Annotated in this window: 19 protein-coding genes and 1 pseudogene; 9 read left to right on the top strand and 11 right to left on the bottom strand. The window is 70.5% G+C overall.

Going from position 1 to position 19,364, the window contains the following annotated elements:
* The first annotated feature begins 225 nt into the window (after positions 1–225).
* A complete protein-coding gene (locus NMN56_RS39075; RefSeq protein WP_274044929.1) occupies positions 226–969 on the top strand; it encodes a hypothetical protein in 744 nt (247 codons plus the stop codon).
* A 71-nt stretch (positions 970–1,040) separates the two neighbouring features.
* Here NMN56_RS39075 and NMN56_RS39070 read toward each other — a convergent pair whose 3' ends face one another.
* The 4 genes from NMN56_RS39070 to NMN56_RS39055 all read right to left on the bottom strand — a co-directional run bounded on the left by NMN56_RS39070 (position 1,041) and on the right by NMN56_RS39055 (position 4,365).
* Positions 1,041–1,568 (bottom strand): GNAT family N-acetyltransferase, encoded by a 528-nt coding sequence (locus NMN56_RS39070; RefSeq protein WP_274044930.1) that lies wholly within the window; start codon positions 1,566–1,568, stop codon positions 1,041–1,043.
* Between the two features lie 146 nt (positions 1,569–1,714).
* A complete protein-coding gene (locus NMN56_RS39065) occupies positions 1,715–2,296 on the bottom strand; it encodes a TIGR03086 family metal-binding protein (protein ID WP_274044931.1) in 582 nt (193 codons plus the stop codon).
* Positions 2,297–2,311: 15 nt separating this feature from the next.
* Positions 2,312–3,091 carry an endolytic transglycosylase MltG gene (gene mltG, locus NMN56_RS39060; RefSeq protein ID WP_274044932.1) on the bottom strand — a complete coding sequence of 260 codons (780 nt, stop codon included), beginning with the start codon at positions 3,089–3,091 and terminating at the stop codon, positions 2,312–2,314.
* 221 nt (positions 3,092–3,312) lie between these two features.
* The gene (locus NMN56_RS39055) at positions 3,313–4,365 is read right to left on the bottom strand and encodes a zinc-binding dehydrogenase (RefSeq protein WP_274044933.1); all 1,053 of its coding nucleotides are present in this window, start codon (positions 4,363–4,365) and stop codon (positions 3,313–3,315) included.
* Between the two features lie 128 nt (positions 4,366–4,493).
* Between NMN56_RS39055 and NMN56_RS39050 the strand changes: the two genes are divergently transcribed.
* Together NMN56_RS39050 and NMN56_RS39045 are read left to right on the top strand one after the other, a co-directional pair.
* A complete protein-coding gene (locus NMN56_RS39050) occupies positions 4,494–5,162 on the top strand; it encodes a pentapeptide repeat-containing protein (protein ID WP_274044934.1) in 669 nt (222 codons plus the stop codon).
* Between the two features lie 203 nt (positions 5,163–5,365).
* Positions 5,366–6,700, top strand: a pseudogene (locus NMN56_RS39045) (glycoside hydrolase family 27 protein); the annotation flags it as partial.
* Positions 6,701–6,894: 194 nt separating this feature from the next.
* Here the strand turns inward: NMN56_RS39045 and NMN56_RS39040 are convergent.
* The 3 genes from NMN56_RS39040 to NMN56_RS39030 form a co-directional block, all read right to left on the bottom strand.
* Positions 6,895–7,173 (bottom strand): DUF2630 family protein, encoded by a 279-nt coding sequence (locus tag NMN56_RS39040; RefSeq protein WP_274044935.1) that lies wholly within the window; start codon positions 7,171–7,173, stop codon positions 6,895–6,897.
* Positions 7,174–7,262: 89 nt separating this feature from the next.
* Positions 7,263–7,760 (bottom strand): hypothetical protein, encoded by a 498-nt coding sequence (locus NMN56_RS39035; RefSeq protein WP_274044936.1) that lies wholly within the window; start codon positions 7,758–7,760, stop codon positions 7,263–7,265.
* A 178-nt stretch (positions 7,761–7,938) separates the two neighbouring features.
* On the bottom strand, positions 7,939–8,514 hold the full coding sequence (locus tag NMN56_RS39030) for a TerD family protein (RefSeq protein ID WP_274044937.1): 576 nt from the start codon (positions 8,512–8,514) through the stop codon (positions 7,939–7,941).
* A gap of 216 nt (positions 8,515–8,730) precedes the next feature.
* Between NMN56_RS39030 and arfB the strand changes: the two genes are divergently transcribed.
* Positions 8,731–9,168 (top strand): alternative ribosome rescue aminoacyl-tRNA hydrolase ArfB, encoded by a 438-nt coding sequence (arfB, locus tag NMN56_RS39025; protein ID WP_274044938.1) that lies wholly within the window; start codon positions 8,731–8,733, stop codon positions 9,166–9,168.
* Between the two features lie 190 nt (positions 9,169–9,358).
* Here the strand turns inward: arfB and NMN56_RS39020 are convergent, their stop codons facing one another.
* Positions 9,359–9,832 (bottom strand): flavin reductase family protein, encoded by a 474-nt coding sequence (locus NMN56_RS39020; protein WP_280842835.1) that lies wholly within the window; start codon positions 9,830–9,832, stop codon positions 9,359–9,361.
* A 426-nt stretch (positions 9,833–10,258) separates the two neighbouring features.
* Here NMN56_RS39020 and cdgB point away from each other — a divergent pair, with 426 nt between their 5' ends.
* The 3 genes from cdgB to NMN56_RS39005 all read left to right on the top strand — a co-directional run bounded on the left by cdgB (position 10,259) and on the right by NMN56_RS39005 (position 13,584).
* A complete protein-coding gene (gene cdgB, locus NMN56_RS39015) occupies positions 10,259–12,031 on the top strand; it encodes a diguanylate cyclase CdgB (RefSeq protein WP_274044939.1) in 1,773 nt (590 codons plus the stop codon).
* 94 nt (positions 12,032–12,125) lie between these two features.
* Entirely contained in the window at positions 12,126–13,088 is a 963-nt protein-coding gene (locus tag NMN56_RS39010) for a carbohydrate-binding protein (protein WP_274044940.1), read from the top strand.
* Between the two features lie 94 nt (positions 13,089–13,182).
* Positions 13,183–13,584, top strand: a complete 402-nt coding sequence (locus NMN56_RS39005) for a hypothetical protein (protein WP_274044941.1) — start codon at positions 13,183–13,185, stop codon at positions 13,582–13,584.
* Between the two features lie 402 nt (positions 13,585–13,986).
* On the opposite strand, the gene NMN56_RS39000 is transcribed toward NMN56_RS39005, so the two are convergent.
* From NMN56_RS39000 to NMN56_RS38990, 3 genes are all read right to left on the bottom strand, one after another.
* Positions 13,987–14,937 carry a 1-phosphofructokinase family hexose kinase gene (locus tag NMN56_RS39000; RefSeq protein WP_274044942.1) on the bottom strand — a complete coding sequence of 317 codons (951 nt, stop codon included), beginning with the start codon at positions 14,935–14,937 and terminating at the stop codon, positions 13,987–13,989.
* A 159-nt stretch (positions 14,938–15,096) separates the two neighbouring features.
* Positions 15,097–16,245 (bottom strand): N-acetylglucosamine-6-phosphate deacetylase, encoded by a 1,149-nt coding sequence (gene nagA / locus NMN56_RS38995; protein ID WP_274044943.1) that lies wholly within the window; start codon positions 16,243–16,245, stop codon positions 15,097–15,099.
* On the bottom strand, positions 16,242–17,162 hold the full coding sequence (locus NMN56_RS38990; protein WP_430542829.1) for an ROK family protein: 921 nt from the start codon (positions 17,160–17,162) through the stop codon (positions 16,242–16,244). The genes nagA and NMN56_RS38990 overlap by 4 nt, the downstream gene beginning before the upstream one ends.
* A gap of 389 nt (positions 17,163–17,551) precedes the next feature.
* On the opposite strand from NMN56_RS38990, the gene NMN56_RS38985 reads away from it, so the two are divergent.
* Complete coding sequence (locus NMN56_RS38985) at positions 17,552–18,847, top strand: extracellular solute-binding protein (protein ID WP_274045073.1); 1,296 nt, start codon at positions 17,552–17,554, stop codon at positions 18,845–18,847.
* 52 nt (positions 18,848–18,899) lie between these two features.
* Positions 18,900–19,358, top strand: a complete 459-nt coding sequence (locus NMN56_RS43485) for a DUF3263 domain-containing protein (RefSeq protein WP_430542828.1) — start codon at positions 18,900–18,902, stop codon at positions 19,356–19,358.
* The last annotated feature ends 6 nt before the right edge of the window (positions 19,359–19,364 follow it).

Raw genomic sequence — 19,364 nt, 5'->3', positions numbered from 1 at the left:
CGCCTGCGCAGGGGTCAGGCGCGTGCCTCCCTTCTCGCACCGTAAGCCCGCTGGTCCGCCTGTGGTGGCGGGGTCGGCCGGTCGGGGTGGCGGCAACTCCTCTGTGTGGCCGGGGTGTTGTGGTCCCGGCAGGGGCGGGGCGCTTGTCGGGGTGGCGTGGTCCGGTCAGACTCGTCAAGGCCGGGCCTCTGGGGAGGGCCGCTGGAACGGGGGGAGTGGGGGCGCGTGACCGGTTGGGGACGTCTGCGGCGGGATCTGCGGGCCCGGCGAAATCTGGATGTCTACGCGACCATCCTCGTGGCCGTCAGCACCAGTGTTTTCGCGGCATTCGACGTGGTGCCCACCGGGAAGATCACGAGCGCTGTGCTCGCGGTGCTCGCAGTCCTTGCGTTCAGTACGCTCGCCACTCGTTCCGCTGTCGAGGACTTCGCGCGTAGCCATACGGGCGGCGGCGTTCGCTTTCTGTCCGACTTTCCCGCTGACCTGCCGGCGCGGCGGGCGGGCTCGTCCGACATCTACCTCATCGGCGTCAGTCTGAGCAGGACTCTGGAGACCTCTTACCGGGAGCTTGAGCGCACTCTCTCCTCGGGCGGGCACGTGCGGATCCTGCTTGCGAGCCCTGAGGCGGACGACGCGGCAGTCACTACTCAGAACAGGCCGACGCGGCCCAGTCACCAAGAGATCCGGGACGAGATACGGCAGACGCTGAGGCTTCTTGGGCGCTTGGGCGCGGAGACGGGGGGCCGGCTGGAAATGCGCACCACTCGCACAGCACTCAAGTTCGGCATGAACTTCGTGGACGTCCAGAAGAGCAGTGCGCTGCTGTGCGTTCAGCTCTACTCGTTCGACCAGTCGGGGGAGTCCCGGCCGATCTTCGCACTGACACTCGCGGACGGTGAATGGTTCGAAACCTACCGCGAGCAGGCCGAACGGCTCTGGGACGCCTCCGATGCCGTGGCCACCTCCTGAACGGTGCGGCCCCTGAACGCTCCTGAACGGTGACCGATCACAAATGATGGCGCCGGTCAACCGCCCCCGCTTCAGCCCCCGTTGGCGTCGGCGACAGGTACGTGGCCCAGCTGCCGGTTGAGGGTGATCATGGCGGTGTTGGCGGGGTGGTGGAAGGTGGTCACGGTGGGGACGTCGTGGGTGCGGGTGTGGGTGAGGGTGAGGAGTTTCAGGGAGAGGGCCAGGCCCTGGGCGCGGTGGGTGGGGAGGACGCCGGTCATCTCGTTGAAGGCGTGGTCCGGGTGGAGGGAGGCGGTGGACATACCGACCCAGGTGGGTCCCTCCAGGGCGAGGGTGACGCAGCAGGGGTTGTAGGTGGGGGTCTCGATGCGTTCGGCGACGTAGGCGTCGTAGGTGTAGAACTCGCCGCGTTCGGGGATGTCGGCGGCGCATGTCTTGTTCAACTCGTAGAGTGCGCGCCGGTTTTCGGCGGTGTCGCCGAGTTCGGACATGGTCGTGAACGTGATGCCGGCCTCGCGGCACTTCCGTAGCCGTGGCTCGAACGGCGTCTCGTCGAACGCGTTCAGATCGAGTGTGAGCCGTACCCAATCGACGCTCATGCGTCGTCTCCCTTCGCCGGGGGCCGGGCGGACCAAGTGGCCGTGCGCTGGACTCTGTTGGTCGCCGTTGGTCGCCGTTGGTCGCCATCTTCCCCCGGCGGCGTCAGGGGTGAGGCTTCGGGGTCGGGGCTTCGGGACTGTCGGCGTCAGTGCTGGGGCGTCGGGTCGCGGCCCAGCAGGGCCAGGAGGCGGGAGTGCCAGTCGGCCGTCTCCGGGACCTCGACCGGGGGATCGAAGAGGCCGGGGATGCCGGTGGCGGGGACGAAGGTGCGGGCCTGTTCGAAGAGGGGCTGGGCCAGGGAGTCGGGGAGGTGGACGCGGGCGCCCGTGGCCTGGGACAGGTCCCAGGCGTGCACGGCGAGGTCCGTCGTCATCTGCCAGGCGTACTCGGTGGCGGGGATGGTGCCGCTGGTGACGTGGACGTCGCCTTCCAGGGCGTGCGGGGCGTGGAAGGTGATCTGGGAGTCCTTGGACGCCTCTGCCCAGGCGCCTGCGGGGTCGGTGCCGGTGACGTCGCCGTCGTAGCGGTCACCGACGTCGTCGAGGGATTCCTTGCGGAGGAGGTGCGGGGCCCAGAGGTGTTCGCTGGTCAGGTGGTTGACCAGGTCCTTGGCCGTCCAGTCGGTCGCCCCGGTCCGCCGTGCCCACTGGTCGGGCCCGACCTCGCGGACCGTGCGGTCGAAGAGAGGGAAGGCGGCGTCGAAGGCCCTGAGTACGTCATGTGTCATGCGTCCCAGCGTGCCTCAGTCCCGCTTCTGGTTCTCGTTGAACTCCTTCACCCACTTCATGTGCTGCCCGTAGTCGTCGGTGAACCGGGTGTCGCCCGGTTTTACGGTGACGAAGTAGAGCCAGGGGCCCTTGGCCGGGGAGGCGGTCGCCTTGAGGGCGTGGGGGCCCGGGTTGTTGATGGGGGTTGGGGGGAGGCCCTTGTGGCGGTAGGTGTTGTAGGGGGAGTCGAGGCGGGTGTCTGCGTGTGTGGTGGTGAGGGTGGAGCGGCCCAGCGCGTAGTTGATGGAGGAGTCCATCTGGAGGGGCATGCCGCGCTTGAGGCGGTTGTCTATGACCCGGGCGACCTTGGCCATGTCCTCGGGGGTGTCCGCCTCGGCCTGGACGATGCTGGCGATGGTGAGGGTCTCGTAACTGGTGGGGCCTCCACGCGAGAGGCGGTCGTGCGCCGTTCTGGCCATGGAGGTGACGAGCGAGGTCGGGGTGGTCTTGGCGCGTACGGGATACGTGGCGGGGAACAGGTAGCCCTCCGGGTTGCCCTTGGCCTCGGCCGGCAGCCTGAGGGCGCCCTTCTTCGCCGCACGTTCGGCGGCCCGCTTCGTGGTCCCCCCGGGAACGGAGAGCGCCTTGTCGGCCGCGGCGTAGACCTGCTTGGCACGCCAGCCCTCGGGGATCACGAGAGGCTCGGCCTGGCGGTCCTCGCGTAGGCGGAGCAGCAACACGGTGGCCGCTGCCGCGACGGCCACGGCGCACAGGAGGGTCGTCCCGACGATCCATCGCTTCCGCTTCGTGGTCATGAGGGGCACGCTAGCGGGCCCCCGTCGCGGGGTGCCCTTCCCGTACCTTCCCGTACCTCGCCGTGCTTCCCCGCACTTCTCCGCACCTCCCCCTGCTTCTCCGCGCCTCCCCGTACCTCTTCGGTCCCCGTACCTCTCCTGTGGCTCGGCAGCGGGCGGGAGTTCGCGGTTTCGAGGGGGCGTTCAACCCGTGGTCCCCGGCCCTCGTCCCCCGGCCCCCTTCAGGGGATGAGGACCACCTTTCCCGATGTGGCCCGCGTCTCCAGGGCGTGGTGCGCTGCCGCGGCCTTCGCCATGGGGAACGTGTGCACGAGCGGGTCCAGGACGCCCTTCGCGGCGAGGGTGAGGGACTCGGTCTCCAGTTCCCGCTTCTGGGCCATCATCCGCTGGGGGTCCAGCCCGCGTACGGTGATGCCCCGGGCGCTGAGGTCCTCCGCGATCGCCGCCTCCGTGGGCGCGGCGCCGGTGCGGGAGTCGGCGCCGGAGCCCGTGGCCGCCTCGTCGCCTGGCCGGTTTTCCACAGCGCCGTCGGGCTCCGTGAGCGGGCGGCTGTACGCGTAGCGCGTGCTGCCGGGGGCGAGCAGGGTGAGGGCTGCGCGGCCGGGGGTGGCGCCGGAGCCGTCGAAGAGGTGGCGTACGGGGTGTTCGCCGTATGCCTCGCGGACGCGGTCGGTCCAGTCGGGGCCGGTGTAGTCGACGGCGAGGTCAGCTCCCAGCTCGCGTACGAGCGCCGTCTTGGCCTCGCCGCCCGCCGCTCCGATGACGCGGGCGCCGTGGTGCTTCGCGTACTGGACCAGGAGTGCGCCCATGCCGCCGGCGGCTGACAGGACGAGGACGGTGTCGCCGGGTGCGATCTCCGCTTCGCGCAGTACGCCCATGACCGTACGGCCCGTACCGATCATGGCGACAGCTGCCGGGAGGCCGAGCTGGTCGGGAACGGGCTGGAGTGCGGCGGCGTCGGCGACGGCGACCGAGGCGTAGCCGCCGGGCACCATGCCGAGGTGGACGGCGACGCGGCGCCGGAGCCAGTCGGGGCTCGTGCCCTCGCCGAGTGCGTCGACGGTGCCGGCGACCTCGCGGCCCGGGATGGTGGGCAGTTCGGGCAGGGCCATGGGGCCGCCGGTCACGCCCGCACGGATGACGGTGTCGAGGACGTGGACGCCGGCAGCCTCGACGGCGATACGGACCTGGCCGGGGGCCGGGGCGGGGTCGGGGACCTCCTCGTAGGTGAGGTTTCCGGCCGGACCGAAGGCGTGCAGGCGGACGGCGTGCATGGGCGCTCCTGACGCTCGTGGGATGGGGTGCGGAGGCCATCCTGTTAGTTCAAGTGAGGTTCAAGTCAAGGGTTCTGGCCAGATCTCGCTGCCGGGGCGATGTCAGTGGCTCCGTGCAGGATGAGGGGATGGCGAAGTCGAAGTCGGTGGAGCGCGAGGCGCGGCGTCCGGAGATCAACCTGCCGGAGCTGCGTACGTACGAGGGTCAGGGGTTGGAGCCCGACGGGGATTACGACGGTCTGCGGTTCGAGGACCTGGACCTGGGCGGGGAGGACGGGGCGGGGGCCACTTTCCTGGACTGCGGGATCTATCGCTGCGCGCTGGGCGAGACCGCTCTCGGGCGGGCGCGGATGCTCGACTCGGTGCTGGAGGGGGTCTCGGGTGTCGGCACCCGGATGGAGAACTGCGAGCTGCGGGACGTGGAGCTGAGGGACGCGCGGCTCGGCGGTACGCAGATGCACGGGGCACGGCTCAACAGGGTGCTGGTGCGCGGCGGGAAGATCGACTTCCTGAATCTCCGTCAGGCGAAGCTGACGGATGTGACCTTCGAGGGCTGTGTGCTGGTCGAGCCGGACTTCGGGGGCGCGCGTCTTGAACGGGTCACGTTCAGGGACTGCGTGCTGCGGCGCGCTGAGCTGCACCAGGCGCAGCTGAAGGACGTGGACCTGCGCGGTGTGACGGAGCTGGACATCGCGACGGGCCTCGACCGGCTGGCGGGCGCCGTGATCAGCCCGGACCAACTGATGGAGCTGGCTCCCGCGTTCGCGGCGCAGATCGGGGTGCGCGTGGAGGGGTGACCGGACCGGACCGGACGAGGGGAGGGGAGGGGAGGGGCTGGGGTGGGGAAGGGGTTGCGGGGCTCTCGTGGGCCTCTCGCGAGCGGACGTGAACGAACATGTGCGGACGGCCTTCCAGCAGAGCTGAACACGGTCGTACGGTGAAGCGCTAAAACTGTCGCGTACATGGCGATGGATCGGTTGAGCGAGGAGAGGAACGGACCATGCGCCCCACCGTGTTACGCCGTGCCACCCGCAAGAGACTGGTCAGCGCGCTCGGGACAGCGCTGCTGTGCGGCGCCGGACTCGCGGCCCCCGCTTCGGCGGCGAATTCCGTTCCGGGGACGGATTCCGTTCCGGCGGCGAATCCCGCCGCGGTGACGAATCCCGTTCCGGTGGTGAACCCGGAAACGGCGGCGACCCCCGCCGCGGGGAGCCCGCAAGCCGACCGGCAGGCGGCGCCGCACGCTCCCGGGGACGGCCTGGCGCTCACGCCGCCGATGGGGTTCAACAACTGGAACTCCACAGGCTGTGGGCCCGAGTTCAACGAGGAGATGGTCAAGGGGATCGCGGACATCTTCGTCGAGAAGGGCCTCAAGGACGCGGGGTACGAGTACGTCAACCTCGACGACTGCTGGGCGGAGCCCCAGCGTGACGGGGACGGCAAGCTGGTTCCGCACCACGAGCGGTTCCCCAGCGGGATCAAGGCCGTCGCCGACTACGTGCACGACAAGGGCCTGAAGCTCGGCATCTACACCAGCGCCGGCACCCACACCTGCAACAACTCCCCGGGGATGCCCGGCGCGCTCGGGCACGAGGAGAGCGACGCGCGGCAGTTCGCCGACTGGGGCGTCGACTACCTCAAGTACGACAACTGCAACAACCAGGGTGTGCCCGCGCGGGAGCGGTACGAGACGATGCGCGCCGCGCTGGAGAAGACGGGCCGGGACATCGTCTACAGCATCTGCGAGTGGGGCGAGAACAAGCCATGGGAGTGGGCGGCCGGCGTCGGTCACCTGTGGCGTACTACCGGGGACATCGCCGACAACTGGGGCAGCATGCTCGGGATCATGAAGCAGAACCTGCCGCTCGCGCCGTACGCGGGCCCCGGGCACTGGAACGACCCGGACATGCTGGAGGTCGGCAACGGCGGCATGACCGACACGGAGTACCGCACCCACTTCTCGATGTGGTCGGTGATGGCGGCGCCGCTGCTCATCGGCTCCGACCTGCGCGAGGCGGACGGCGCGACGCTGGAGATCCTCGGGAACAAGGAGGTCGTCGCCGTCGACCAGGACGCCCTCGGAAAGCAGGGCGAGGTCGTCTCGCAGGACGGCGGGCGCTGGGTCGTCAGCAAGGAGATGGCGGACGGCAGCCGCGCCGTCGCGCTCTTCAACGAGACGGGTCAGGAGCAGTCCATCGCCACCACCGCGACCGAGGCCGGTCTGCCACAGGCCGACTCGTACGACGTGCGGGACCTGTGGAAGCACCAGGACAGCACGTCGACCGGTGAGATATCCGCGACCGTGCCCGCGCACGGCACGGTCCTCGTCCGCGTCGGCCCGGCGGAGTGAGCGCGCCCGCGCGCGGGGCGAGCGCGGCGGACGGGGCTCTGAGGGCGGAGTGAGCGGGGCTTTGAAGGTGGAGTGAGCGGGGCTTGAGGGGCTTCGGGCCCGGAACCCCTTGGGCAGCCGGGCTCCCGGTGCGCCGAGCACCGCGTTCACCGGAGGCTCCGGAGGGGCTCAGGCGTGGCTCAGGAGAGGTAGCCCTCCACCTCGGGGGAGGGGCGCGGGGAGGCGTCGGCGGGGTTCTCGCCGGCGTCGCGCTTCGCGCGGCGCTGGCGGAGCAGGTCCCAGCACTGGTCCAGCTCCCGTTCGAGGCCGCGCAGTGCCTCGTGCTCCTCCGACGTGGAGAGGTCGCCCTTCGCGAGCTGCCGGCGCAGCATGTGCTCGTCCTCGATGAGCTGCTTCACGCGAGCGAGGATCTGCTCCTCGGCCTGCTGCTCGCGGCGTTCGTCCTGCGGCTGGCCCATGGGGTCCCACCTTCTCTCAGGTCGCTCTTCCCACCCTATGAACAGGGGCCGGGAGACGCGATGCGGCGGACCGCCTTTGCGGGCCGGGTTCAGACGCGGGGGAAGCGGGCCGTGAGGGCCCAGAGTGCGGGGTTGTCGGCCAGGCCGTCGTGCATGTCGGTGAGGTCCGCGATCAGGTCGTGCAGGAAGTCGCGGGACTCGCGGCGCAGCTCGGTGAACGGGAAGGAGAGGGGGCGCTCTGTCTCGCGCGACCAGTCTGCGGTGATCTCCACCCAGCCGAAGCGGCGGGTGAAGCGCAGCAGGTCGGCCGACTCGGTGAAGTCGAGTTCGGTGCGGTGCGGTCCGGGTGACCTGCTGCCGAGCGGGTCCCGGTCGAGCTGCTCGGCGATGTCGCAGAGCGCCCACGCGAAGTCCAGGACGGGGACCCAGCCCCAGGCCGTGGCCAGCTCGCGGTCTTCGGTGGTGTCGGCGAGGTAGACGTCGCCGCTGAACAGGTCGTGGCGCAGGGCCCGTACGTCCGCCGTCCTGTAATCCGTCTGCGGGGGGTCGGGAAAACGATGGGAGAGGGCGTAGCCGATATCGAGCACGGGGCGATGGTGTCACGCCGGGGTGGTGCTCCCTCCGCCGAGGGAGCACCACTCCCGCACCGTGCGTGCCGGAACTCAGCCCCGCACCGTGCGTGCCGGAACTTGGCCCCGCACCGTGCGTGCCGGAACTTGGCCCCGCACCGTGCGTGCGGGGACGTCAGCAGCGCCGTGCGTGGACTCAGACGTTGACGCCGAAGTCCTGGGCGATGCCGACGAGGCCCGAGGCGTACCCCTGGCCGACGGCGCGGAACTTCCACTCGGCACCGCTGCGGTACAGCTCACCGAAGACCATGGCGGTCTCGGTGGCGGCGTCCTCGCTCAGGTCGTAGCGGGCGATCTCGGCGTCGCCGGCCTGGTTGATGATGCGGATGAAGGCGTTCCGCACCTGGCCGAAGTTCTGGCTGCGGGTTTCGGCGTCGTAGATCGAGACCGGGAAGACGATCTTGTCGATCTCGGCGGGCAGCGCGGCCAGGTTGACCTTGATCTGCTCGTCGTCACCCTCGCCCTCGCCGGTGACGTTGTCACCGGTGTGGACGATCGACTGGTCCGGGGTCGCCTTGTTGTTGAAGAAGATGAAGTGCTGGTCGGAGTAGACCTTGCCTTCGGCGGTCACCGCGATGGCGCTCGCGTCCAGGTCGAAGTCCGTGCCGGTGGTGGTGCGGACGTCCCAGCCGAGGCCGACCGTGACGGCGGTCAGGCCCGGTGCCTCCTTGGTGAGCGAGACGTTGCCGCCCTTGGACAGGCTTACAGCCATGGGGGTGCCCTTCTGTTGCGATCTGTGGATCTGTAGGAAATCTCCGAGAGACCAGTCGCGGGGCCGACGGTCGGCCGACGGCCCCACACACTCCACAACGCAGTCGGGGGACGACCGGGTTCCAGCTTTCTTTGCCTTCTTTACGTTCATCGCGCGCACGCGCGTCCGTGAACGCGTCCGTAAAAGCGGATGACGCGGGCGCCGGAAGCCCTGACCATGGAACCCATGCCCGGTCCCTATTTCATTCGCGGCTCGGTCTCCCTGCCGGAGGCCGAGCTGACGTGGCGTTTCTCGCGCTCGTCCGGGCCCGGTGGACAGCATGTGAACACCAGCGACAGCCAGGCGGAGCTGCGCTTCGATCTCGCGAAGACCGAGGCGCTGCCCGAGGTGTGGAAGCGGCGCGCGCTGGAGCGCCTCGCGGGCCGTCTGGTGGACGGCGTCCTGGTCGTACGGGCGAGTGAGCACCGCTCGCAGTGGCGCAACCGTGAGACGGCCGCCGTCCGGATGGCCACACTGCTCGCGGAAGCGACGGCTCCGCCCCCTCCGCCCCGCCGCAAGAAGAAGATCCCCCGCGGCATCAACGAGCGCCGGCTCCGGCAGAAGAAGCAGCGCAGCGACATCAAGCGGGGCCGTACGGGCCGCAGTTGGGACTGAGCGCGCCGTACGCCGTAAGCCGTACGTGAGGGGCACCGTGTCTCTGGGCCGCATCCAACTTTGACCGCATTGAGCTTCGGCCGGGTCGAGCTTTGACCGGATCGAGCTTTGACTGCGTTGAGCTTCGGCCGCATCAAGCTTTGACCGGATCGAGCTTCGGCCGCATCGAGTTTCGGTCAGATTGCGGGGCTCAGCCCAGGGAGCGGTAACGACCGCCGTAGTACAGCAGCGGGCCGCCCTCGCCCTGGGTGAGGTGGGTGGCGAGGACGCGGCCGATGACCAGCGTGTGGTCCCCCGCCGTGACCCGCTGCTCGGTGCGGCACTCGACGGCGGCGAGCGCCCCGTCGACCAGGGCGGCCCCCGTCGTGGCTCCGTGTGAATGCGGGAGTTCCTGGAAAAGGAGCCGGTCGCTGAGCCGCCCCTTCATAGCGAAGCGACCGGCGGTCTGGCGTTGTCCGTCGGTGAGCAGCGAGACCGCCCACTGGTCCTGCCTGGCCAGCAACTCGTCCATGCGCGAGTCGTTGCGGAGGCTGATCAGCGCCAGTGGTGGTTCGAGGGAGACGGACATGAAGGCCGTGGCCGTCATGCCGACGTCGTCGCCGTGCGCTCCCTCCTCCGGGTCGTGCGCGGTCACGAGCACCACACCCGCTGCCAGACGTGCCATCGCGGCACGGAACTCCTCATCACTCACCCCATCAGCATGGGGCATCCGGCGGGGCGGCTGGCTCATCTGCTGCTGCACTGCTTGGGACACGTGTATACGCTAACGATCTCCGCGCGGGGGGCGCATCGGCCTCCGGGACCAGGCTGGGACTAGGACCAGCGGCCGTAGGAGTGCGGGTCGAGGGGTGGGGAACCGCTCCCATCCCGCTCCCTCCCGGCTTCCACCTGCGCGGTACGGGGACGGGGCGAGGGCGGCACGCGCCGCAGTCAACTGGTCGCACACTGTTGTGACTTGAGTCACAGAGGGCATTAATTGTTGACCCTGTGTACCGGGTGAACAGCTCGCTGTGATTCAGTGGCCGTGACAGTCGGACAGCGAAGTCCCGCGAGCACCTGGAGTTGACGTACAAGGCTCAGGGGGAGGGCGATGGAAACCGAGTCGGAGCCCTATGTCCGCCTCGCCAGTCTGCGTCAGCTGCACCACGTCGTGGCGCAGCTCAACACCGCACGCAGCCTCGCCGACACGCTCCAGACCGTGGCCGACGGGGTGGTCGAGGGACTCGGCTTCGAGATCGCCGCTGTGAATCTGGTGCGCGCCGACGGTGACCTCGTCGTCGCCGCCGTCGCGGGCAGCCCGGCGGCCGAGGCGATGATGGCGGGCCGGGTCGGCTCCCGTATCTCCTGGGAGCGGCGGTTGGCGATGGGGGAGCAGTGGGGAGTGCTCCGCTTCATCCCGTACACCGAGGGCTGGGTGCTCGACGACGACGATGTGCCCCAGTGGCACACGGCGGGACCCGCGCCGCGCTTCAATGACGAGTGGCATCCGATGGACCGCCTCTTCGCGCCGCTCTACGCCTCCGACGGTGAGCTGCTGGGCGTGGTCTCCGTCGACAGGCCCCGCAACGGACGCCGCCCCGGCGCATGGGGCTGCGAAGCGCTCCAGATGTACACCTCGCAGGCCGCCATCGCGATCAGTAACGCACGGCTGCGGTCGAACATGCAGCGGGCGCTGGTGCGCCTGGAGCGGGAGCAGCAGGCGCTGCGCGCGAGCGAGGAGAGCTTCCGGCAGGCGTTCGAGTACGCGCCCAGCGGTATGGCCGTCGCCGAGATGGGCGGGGACCAGCACGGACGGCTGCTGCGGATCAACGACGCGCTGTGCAGGCTGCTCGGCCGGCCGGCTTCCGCGATGCGCCGCTACTCCTTCTCCGACCTCGTGCACCCCGAGGACATCGGCACCCTGCTGCGCACCTCAGCCGAGGGCGGCAGGGCCGAGCTGCGGCTGGCCCGGCGGGACGGCTCGTTCGTCTGGGTCTCGCTGCGCAACTCCGTGGTCGCCGATGTGGCGGACGGGCCTCGCTATCTGCTCACGCACGTCGAGGACATCGAGGAGCGCAAGCGGCACGAGCTGCAGCTCGCGCACCGTGCGAGCCATGACTCACTGACCGGGCTGCCCAACAGCGCCGAGCTGCGCGCGCGGCTCAACAGCAGGCTCTGCCCGCTGCCCGCCAGGGGCGTGGGCGGCGGGGCGGCGGCGGGCGTGGCCCGTATCGAGCCCGACGGGCACGGCTACGGCCGGGAGTACGACAGCTTCGTGGACTTCGACGGGCTCGGAGACATGGCTGCCGGAGCGGGACCGGGACCTGCGGAGTCCGGGCAGCTGACCGGTATCCACGGCGGCCCCGGCCAGTTGCCCGGCGTCCCGGGTGACCAGGGCTCCGGAGGGGTGCCGGGGCAGCCCGGCGGCCCCGGAGTGCGCGACCACCATGTGCACGCGGTGCCGCCCGAGGGCGACGGGCCCGGGGAGAAGGGGCTCGCCGTCCTCTTCTGTGACCTGGACGGGTTCAAGTCGATCAACGACCGTTACGGGCACCACTGCGGTGACGCGGTCCTCGTCGAGGTCGCGCGCCGGCTCTCGGCCGGGGTCAGGGACAACGACACGGTGGCCCGGATGGGCGGCGACGAGTTCGTGGTGCTGGCCGACGGGCTGGGCCCTGCCGAGGCCCAGGATCTTGCGGTGCGGCTGCGGAATGCGATCATCCCCCCGATCCGGGTCGATGGCCGGGGCGTCCGGGTGGGCGCCAGTTTCGGCATCGGCTGGGCGGGCTGCGGTATGACGGCCGAAGAGGTCCTGCAATCCGCTGACCAGCGGATGTATGTGGAGAAGCGGTCACGGGCCAAGGGCCAGCGCCGGGCAGGGTAGCTCCGCGTGCAGCGATCCGCTACGACCGCAACAAGTGGTTCGCCCAGGAGAGGTAGGCTCGCCCGGATACCTGACGCAGTAGGGAGTGAAGGGGATGACCGCCGAGAACAACGGCAACGGCGCTGCGCCGGAGGGCGGCGAGGACGACCCGTTCGCCTATCTCTACCGGCAGGAGGGCGGCGACGGTGCCGCACAGGCACCGACCCAGCAGCCCGGCGTCCCCCGTCGTTCGTACAACCAGGTACGCGCGGTCGGCGAGCGGCAGTACGGCTACGGCTATCCGCAGCAGCGCCCGCAGCAGCAGCCCCCGCCGCCGCCGAACCAGCAGCCCAGCGCGCACTACGCCGCACCCGAGACGGTGCCGGGCGGACGCGCGGCGGCGCGGCAGGGAGCGGGCGGCAGAGACGGCTACGGCCGCGGGGGCCGTAGCCGTACCGGATTGCTGGTCGGCGCCATCGCCGTTGTCGCCGCCGTGGTCATCGGCATCGGTGCCGCGATCATCTTCAACAAGGACAACGGCGCGAACGCGGCCGAGGGCAAGGACGACGACACCTCCCAGCAGGCCGGCGACAAGAACGGGGACAAGGGCGGCAAGGACCCCAAGCCCGACAAGGACAAGCCGGCGCCCAAGACTCCGCCCAAGGAGGACGCGGCCAGCCTCACGCTCGGTGGAGGGGCGACGGCGTCCAAGGACGTCCCCAACGCCAAGGGCAGGGGCGGCGCCTACGTCGGCGGCCTCAACCAGCCCGGCGCCTCGGCGACGTGGGAGCTGAAGGACGTGCCGCAGGGCGGCAAGTACACCCTGCATGTGCGCTACGGCGTACCCGGCGAGGACGCCGACGCCACGCTCACCGTCAACGGCGAGGCCCAGGACCGTCCGCTCCGGATGAAGAACTGGGCCGGCGCCAAGAAGGGTGACTGGGCGAAGGGTTGGGCGACCACGTGGTCCAACATCCAGCTCACCAAGGGCGAGAACAGCATCAAGATCTCCTGCGAGGACGGCAACCAGTGCAACGCCAACCTCGACCAGGTCAGGCTCGAACGCGGCTGGAAGTAGCGCTGAGCTGGGGTTCCTTGACGCCCTCTGCAACGGACACCTAGTTTTGCGGACGCAGTGATCCGTACGTGGACGTGTTTTTGGGGGAGTCCCGGTGCAGAGGAAGTTCACCGTGCTGGGTGCCGCGACTGCCGCGGGCACCCTGGCCCTGACCCTGGCGGGCCCGGCCCAGGCGGCACCCCAGTACATCGGGTGCCGCACCGCGGGAGCCAACGGCGGCGCGAGTTTCGACTTCGGCGGTGCGACCGACAAGATCAGCGTCGAGTTGAACGCACAGGACGACAAGAAGGGTGACGGCGCCCACGCGCGGGTGCGGCTGGTCACCAAGGACGTCAACGGCAAGAAGAAGTACTGGCGTTGGCGCTCGAACGCGTCCAGCGCTCCCAAGTACTGGAAGACCACGGCGAAGAACGACTCCGGCATCTTCGATGTCGGCGTACAGGCAGCTCGTTACCAGGGCAACGAGCTGAAGAACTACTGCACGGACTGGATGTAACCCGCAGCTCTGCGCCCCGACGGGGCGCGGGGAACTGCGCGATCGGCCACGGTGGGCCGGCGGTCCGCGACGCGCGTTCAGGGGCAGCCTCTCGGTGCGCGTACCCCGCGTGGGGGCTGCGCTTGCCAGCCCTGCGCCTCTGGCGCAGACCTCCCAAGCGAGGTGTGCCCCCGAAGGGGCGCGGGGAACTGCGCGATCGGCCACGGCGGGCCGGTAGCCCGCGACGCGCGTTCAGGGGCAGCCTCTCGGTGCGCGTACCCCGCGTGAGGGCTGCGCTTGCCAGCCCTGCGCCTCTGGCGCAGACCTCCCAAGCGAGGCGAAGCGAGGCGAGGCGAGGCGGGGGGGGCGAAGCACACACGGGGGCACACCGGGGCCGGTGTCGTAAGGGCCAGGCGCGAGCCGTTACGGCGTGGTGAGGGGTTTTACGCGGACTTCCGGCAGCAGCCGTGCATACGTCTCCGTGTCGAACTCGCCCGCAGCGTGTGCCCGTACGGTCGCCGCCGAGAGTGCGACGGCGCGAGCCAGCCGGTCGGGCCACGGCAGGCCCTCGGAGAGGCCGGACAGCAGGCCGGCGACGGCCGAGTCGCCCGCGCCTGTCGGGTTGCCCGACAGCCGCTCGGGTACGGCGGCGCTCCACGCGCCGTCCTGGGTGACCAGCAGCATCCCGTCCTCGCCGAGCGAGGCGGCAACGGCGCGGGAGCCGCGCCGCTGGGCCGCGCGCGCCGCGCGCAGCGGTTCCGTTGTGCCGGTGATCCCGGCCAGCTCGTGCGCGTTGGGCTTCACCATGTCCGGCCTGGCCGCGATCCCGCGCCGCAGCGGCTCGCCGCTGGTGTCGAGCAGCACCGGCACCCCCGCCGTACGGGCTTCGCGTACGAGCGCCGCGTACGCGCCGACGGGTACGCCGGGCGGCAGGCTGCCGCACAGCGCCACCGCCTCCGTGCGCTCGCCCGACGGCGCGGGACCTGCGTGCAGCAGCTCGCGGTACGTACCGAGGAAGGTCTCCCACTCCTCGGCCGAGATGTGCGGGCCCGGCTCGTTGAGCTGGGTGGTGTCGCCGCTGCCCTCGTCCACGACGCCGACGGTGCGCCGGGTGCGCCCGGCGACGGGCACCAGCGCGTCGGTCACCCCGGGGGTCTGGGCGAGCAGGCCGCGCAGCTCGCGGCCCGTGTCGCCCCCGGTGAAGCCCGTCGCCGTGGTGGCGAGGCCGAGGGCGGCGAGCACCCGGGAGACGTTGAGGCCCTTGCCACCCGGCCGCTCGATCACCTCGCGTACCCGGTGCGAGCTGTGCGGCGTGAGACTGGGCACGCGGTAGGTGAGATCGACCGCGGCATTGAGCGTGACGGTCAGAATCACTCGCTCACACCACCCTCACCGATGTAACGGGCATGACGGACATGACGGACTCACAGGTCTACGGGTCCCACGGGAGTTCCCGCGGAGTCCCGAGGGACGCGTGAGCGATCATGCCACTGGAGGCGCCGACGGGCGACCCCCCGGGCCGATACGGGCAGCTCAGGCCCCCTGCGGAGCCACCACCCACTCCCCGCGCCGCATGACGCCCCGCAGCATGAACTCGCCGTCCAGCACGACCAGGTCCGCGTACTTGCCGGGCTCCAGCGAGCCCACTTCGCTGTCCACGCCCAGCAGCCGTGCCGGGTTCGCCGAGAGGGCGCTGACCACGTCGCCGACCGGCAGCCGGTCGACGGTCACCGCGCGCCGGAACGCCTGGTCCAGGGTGAGCGTCGAGCCGGCGATGGAGCCGCCCTCGACCAGTCGGGCGACGCCGTCGCGTACGTCGACCTCCAGGCCGCCGAGCGGATAGCGGCCGTCGCCCACACCGGCGGCGCCCATCGCGTCGGTGATGAACGCCACGCGCGCCGCGCCCGCCCTGTGGAACGCCAACTCCACGACGGCCGGGTGCAGATGGGCGCCGTCGTTGATCAGCTCGACGGTGATGCGCTCGTCCTCCAGCAGCGCTGCCACGGGGCCGGGGGCGCGGTGGCCCAGCGGCGGCATGGCGTTGAAGAGGTGCGTGGCGACGGTCGCGCCCGCCTCGATGGCCTCGTGGGTGTCCTCGTACGTGCCGTCGGTGTGTCCGACGGCGGCGATGACACCGTTGTCGGCGAGCAGCCTTACGGACTCCAGGCCGCCGGGGCGCTCGGGTGCGAGGGTCATCATCTTCGCCGTACCGCGTGCCGCGTCGAGCAGCTTGCGTACGTCGGCGGGGTCGGGGTCGCGCAGCAGCGACGGCTCGTGCGCGCCGCGCCGCTCGCAGGAGATGAAGGGTCCCTCGAAGTGGACGCCCGCCAGCTCGCCCTGCTCGGCGAGTTCGCTGAGCGCGCCCGCCTGCCGGGAGAGGTCGTCCAGGTCACCTGTGACGGTCGAGGCGACCATGGTCGTCGTTCCGTGCAGGCGGTGTGTCGCGATGGCCGTCATCGCCTCGTCGTGCGTACCGGCCGAGAAGGACGCGCCGCCCCCGCCGTGCACATGCATGTCGACGAAGCCCGGCACGATCCAGTGCCCGGTCAGATCCAGCGTGTTGTCCCCCTCGCCGGGTGCGCCCGGGACGATCCTGCGGTCCTCGACCGTCAGCGCCGTGTCCTCCCGCACACCTCCCGGCAGCACGACCTTGGCACCGGTCAGCACTGTTCGCTTGCTCATCGGCTCGCAACCTCCGCGGAGAGAAGATCCCAGGCGAGAAGTCCCGCGCCCAGGCAACCTGCGGCGTCCCCGAGTGCCGCAGGCACGATTGCCGGGAGTGGCTGGAAGGTGACCTTCTCGCGTACCGCCTCCCGGAGCGGAACGAAGAGGGTGTCGCCCGCCTCGGCGAGGCCGCCGCCGATGATCAGTGTGCGCGGGTCGAGCAGCGTGAGGCCCGTGACGAGGCCGGTGGCGAGCGCGTCGACGGCGTTCCGCCACACCTCGCGGGCGCGCGGGTCACCGGACTCGACGGCCTTGGCCGCGTCGGCGGAGGTGGCCTGCGGGTCGCCGCACGCCTCGGCCCAGGCGAGGCCCACGGCCGATGCCGAGGCCAGCCGCTCCAGGCAGCCGCGCTGCCCGCACTCGCACGGGGGCCCGTCGGGGCGTACGACGATGTGGCCGATCTCGCCGGCGCTGCCGTGCGCGCCCGGTTCCACGGTCTTTCCGATGCCGATGGCGCCGGCGATGCCGGTGCCGAGAGGGACGAACAGATAGCGGTCGACGCCCTCGCCCGCGCCGATCCTGCCCTCGGCCAGCCCGCCAGCCCGCACGTCGTGGCCGAGCGCCACGGGGAGCGGGGGCAGACCGGCGGGGCGGTCCTCGCCGAGCCGTTCGCGCAGCAGTCTGCGCATGGGTACGTCGCTCCAGCCGAGGTTCGAGGAGTAGACGGCGATGCCGTGTTCCTCGTCGATGACCCCTGGCACGGCGACGCCGGCGGCCAGTGGTTCGGCGCCGTACCGCTGGACGCCGAAGGCGCGCAGCTCGGCGGCGAAGTCGAGGATGCCCTGGATCACGGCCTCGGGTCCGCGTTCGCGCTCGGTGGGGCGGCGGGTCTCGTACAGCAGCGTGTGGTCGGACCCGACGAGGGCGGCCTTCATCCCCGTGCCGCCGACATCGAGGGCGATGACGTACTGCGCGGTGCGTACGGTCGTGGGCTCATCACGGTTACTCACGGGGCACAGTCTCCCGCGAGACCACGAAAAAGGTCTAGTCCACTAGGGGGGATCTTCTTCCCTCCCGGCGTCTCCCGGCCGCGCGGAGAGGGGCTGAAGGGGGTGCGGGACACGTACGGGGGAGGGGTTTGTCCGGACGCGGACAGCTTTGGGAGATTCCGAAAGGAGTCCAAGTCGAATCCGTACCGCTATCACCTTTGGTGTAGACCTTATAGCTCGCACGGCGGGACACTCGCCCGGCACCGGACGGTGCGGGGCACGCGCCATCCGCTGCCGGACGGCACACGGCGGGGCTCTGAGGGGTAGTGGGGATGATGGAAAGACGGCGATTCCTGGGCATGGCCGCCACCGGTCTGGCAGGCGCAACCGGGATGACGGCGCTCTCGGGCTGCGGAGACGGCTCGGGCTCGGGCAAGGTCACCCTGAAGCTGGTGGCGGCCGACTACGGCGACCCGGGCGGCAACAACAGCTCCCAGACGTACTGGGAGTCCCTCGCCGACGCCTTCACCAAGAAGAACCCCGACATCTCCGTCGACGTCGCCGTCCACAGCTGGAGCGAGGTCGACAAGAAGGTCGCCGACATGGTCGCGGCCGATGAGCCCCCGGACGTCGCCCAGATCGGGGCCTACGCCGACTACGCGTCACAGGGCAGGCTCTACAAGGTCAGCGAACTCCTCTCCATCCCCGTACAGGCCGACTTCCTCGTCCGGCTCGCCGAGGCGGGCGAGGTGCAGCGCGTGCAGTACGGGCTGCCCTTCGTCTCCAGCACCCGGCTGCTCTTCTACAACAAGAACCTCTTCAGCGACGCCGGCCTCGACCCCGAGTCGCCGCCCGAGACCTGGGAGGAGCTGAAGGCCGCGGCCCTCGCCCTCAAGAAGGCGGGCGTGGAGATCCCCTACGGCCTTCCCCTCGGACCTGAGGAGGCGCCGGCCGAGACCATGATGTGGATGCTCAGCGGCGGCGGCTCGTACGTCGACAACGTCGGCAACTACACCATCAACTCCGCCGCCAACGTCCGTACGTTCACCTGGATACGGGACAACCTCGTCACCCCGGGGTTCACCGGCACCAACCCGGCGCGTACCGACAGGCAGGAGCTGTTCGACGCCTTCGGACGCGGCGATGTCGGCATGCTCAACGGTCACCCCACCCTCATGCAGCAGGCCGAGCGGCGCAGCGTCAGCTACGGCACCGGCAAGATCCCCGGCAAGGGCGGGCCCTCCGAGTCCAACCTCGGCGTCGCCGACTGGATGATGGCCTTCCGCGCCAACGGGAACAGGGAACAGGCGGGCAAGTTCCTCGACTTCGTCTACCGCGAGACGAACCACTACGCCTTCGCCTCCCGCTACGACCTCATGCCCGTCACCACCTCGGCGACCACCCGCATGCGGGAGGACCGGCGGCACAAGAAGCTGTGGCGCTTCCTCGACCAGCTCGACACCGCGCAGTTCTACCCCGTCGGCAAGGTCTCCTGGGCGGGCACCAGCGCCGCGATCAAGAAGAACGTCGGCGAGGCCGTCACCAGGGGCGGCGACCCCAAGAGCGTTCTCAACGGGCTCCAGCGCAAGGCCGAGGCCGAGGAGAAGGCCACCAGTTCGCCGTCGAAGTGAGCGGTTGACCAGGTGAACGGGGCGCGGCGCGGCGAGCGAGTAGCGTGGAGAGATGAGCGAGCACAGCGCCGACACGGTCCGCAGTGAGCATGCGCCCGAGGACGCTTCCGAACCTGCTTCCGAGCCCGCTTCTGAGGGCGCTTCCGAACCTGCTTCCGAGCCCGCTTCTGAGGATGCGTCCGAGTCCGCTTCCGAGGACACGGAGACGCCCCTGCCGCCGGAGTACGCGGAGGTGGCTGGGGCCGGCCGTTCGGAGGCGCCCGGGACCGACCGGGCGGAGACACCCGGGCTCGACGAGACCGACAGGGCCGTGCTGGCGTTCGCCGCGCGCGGCTGGTCCTCGCCCGGCGCCCGCGAGCGGGCCATACGGGAACGGCTCGACATGTCGCCCACCCGCTACTTCCAGCTGCTCAACGCGCTGCTCGACGACGTGCACGCGCTCGCGTACGACCCGGTCACCGTCAACAGGCTGCGCCGCGAGCGACAGGAACGGCGCGATCGCACGCGCTAGGGTGCG

Source organism: Streptomyces iconiensis (genome assembly GCF_028657195.3).
Classification (GTDB): domain Bacteria; phylum Actinomycetota; class Actinomycetes; order Streptomycetales; family Streptomycetaceae; genus Streptomyces; species Streptomyces iconiensis.
Note: the sequence above shows the minus strand (reverse complement) of the source record. Positions and strands in the feature narration are given on the sequence as shown.

Coding starts and splice junctions, on each gene's coding strand:
- NMN56_RS39070 (WP_274044930.1), bottom strand. CDS start 1,568: ATGAGCGTCGATTGGGTACGGCTCACACTCGATCTGAACGCGTTCGAC.
- NMN56_RS39065 (WP_274044931.1), bottom strand. CDS start 2,296: ATGACACATGACGTACTCAGGGCCTTCGACGCCGCCTTCCCTCTCTTC.
- mltG (WP_274044932.1), bottom strand. CDS start 3,091: ATGACCACGAAGCGGAAGCGATGGATCGTCGGGACGACCCTCCTGTGC.
- NMN56_RS39055 (WP_274044933.1), bottom strand. CDS start 4,365: ATGCACGCCGTCCGCCTGCACGCCTTCGGTCCGGCCGGAAACCTCACC.
- NMN56_RS39050 (WP_274044934.1), top strand. CDS start 4,494: ATGGCGAAGTCGAAGTCGGTGGAGCGCGAGGCGCGGCGTCCGGAGATC.
- NMN56_RS39040 (WP_274044935.1), bottom strand. CDS start 7,173: ATGGGCCAGCCGCAGGACGAACGCCGCGAGCAGCAGGCCGAGGAGCAG.
- NMN56_RS39030 (WP_274044937.1), bottom strand. CDS start 8,514: ATGGCTGTAAGCCTGTCCAAGGGCGGCAACGTCTCGCTCACCAAGGAG.
- arfB (WP_274044938.1), top strand. CDS start 8,731: ATGGAACCCATGCCCGGTCCCTATTTCATTCGCGGCTCGGTCTCCCTG.
- NMN56_RS39020 (WP_280842835.1), bottom strand. CDS start 9,832: ATGGCACGTCTGGCAGCGGGTGTGGTGCTCGTGACCGCGCACGACCCG.
- cdgB (WP_274044939.1), top strand. CDS start 10,259: ATGGAAACCGAGTCGGAGCCCTATGTCCGCCTCGCCAGTCTGCGTCAG.
- NMN56_RS39010 (WP_274044940.1), top strand. CDS start 12,126: ATGACCGCCGAGAACAACGGCAACGGCGCTGCGCCGGAGGGCGGCGAG.
- nagA (WP_274044943.1), bottom strand. CDS start 16,245: ATGAGCAAGCGAACAGTGCTGACCGGTGCCAAGGTCGTGCTGCCGGGA.
- NMN56_RS38990 (WP_430542829.1), bottom strand. CDS start 17,162: ATGAAGGCCGCCCTCGTCGGGTCCGACCACACGCTGCTGTACGAGACC.
- NMN56_RS38985 (WP_274045073.1), top strand. CDS start 17,552: ATGGAAAGACGGCGATTCCTGGGCATGGCCGCCACCGGTCTGGCAGGC.
- NMN56_RS43485 (WP_430542828.1), top strand. CDS start 18,900: ATGAGCGAGCACAGCGCCGACACGGTCCGCAGTGAGCATGCGCCCGAG.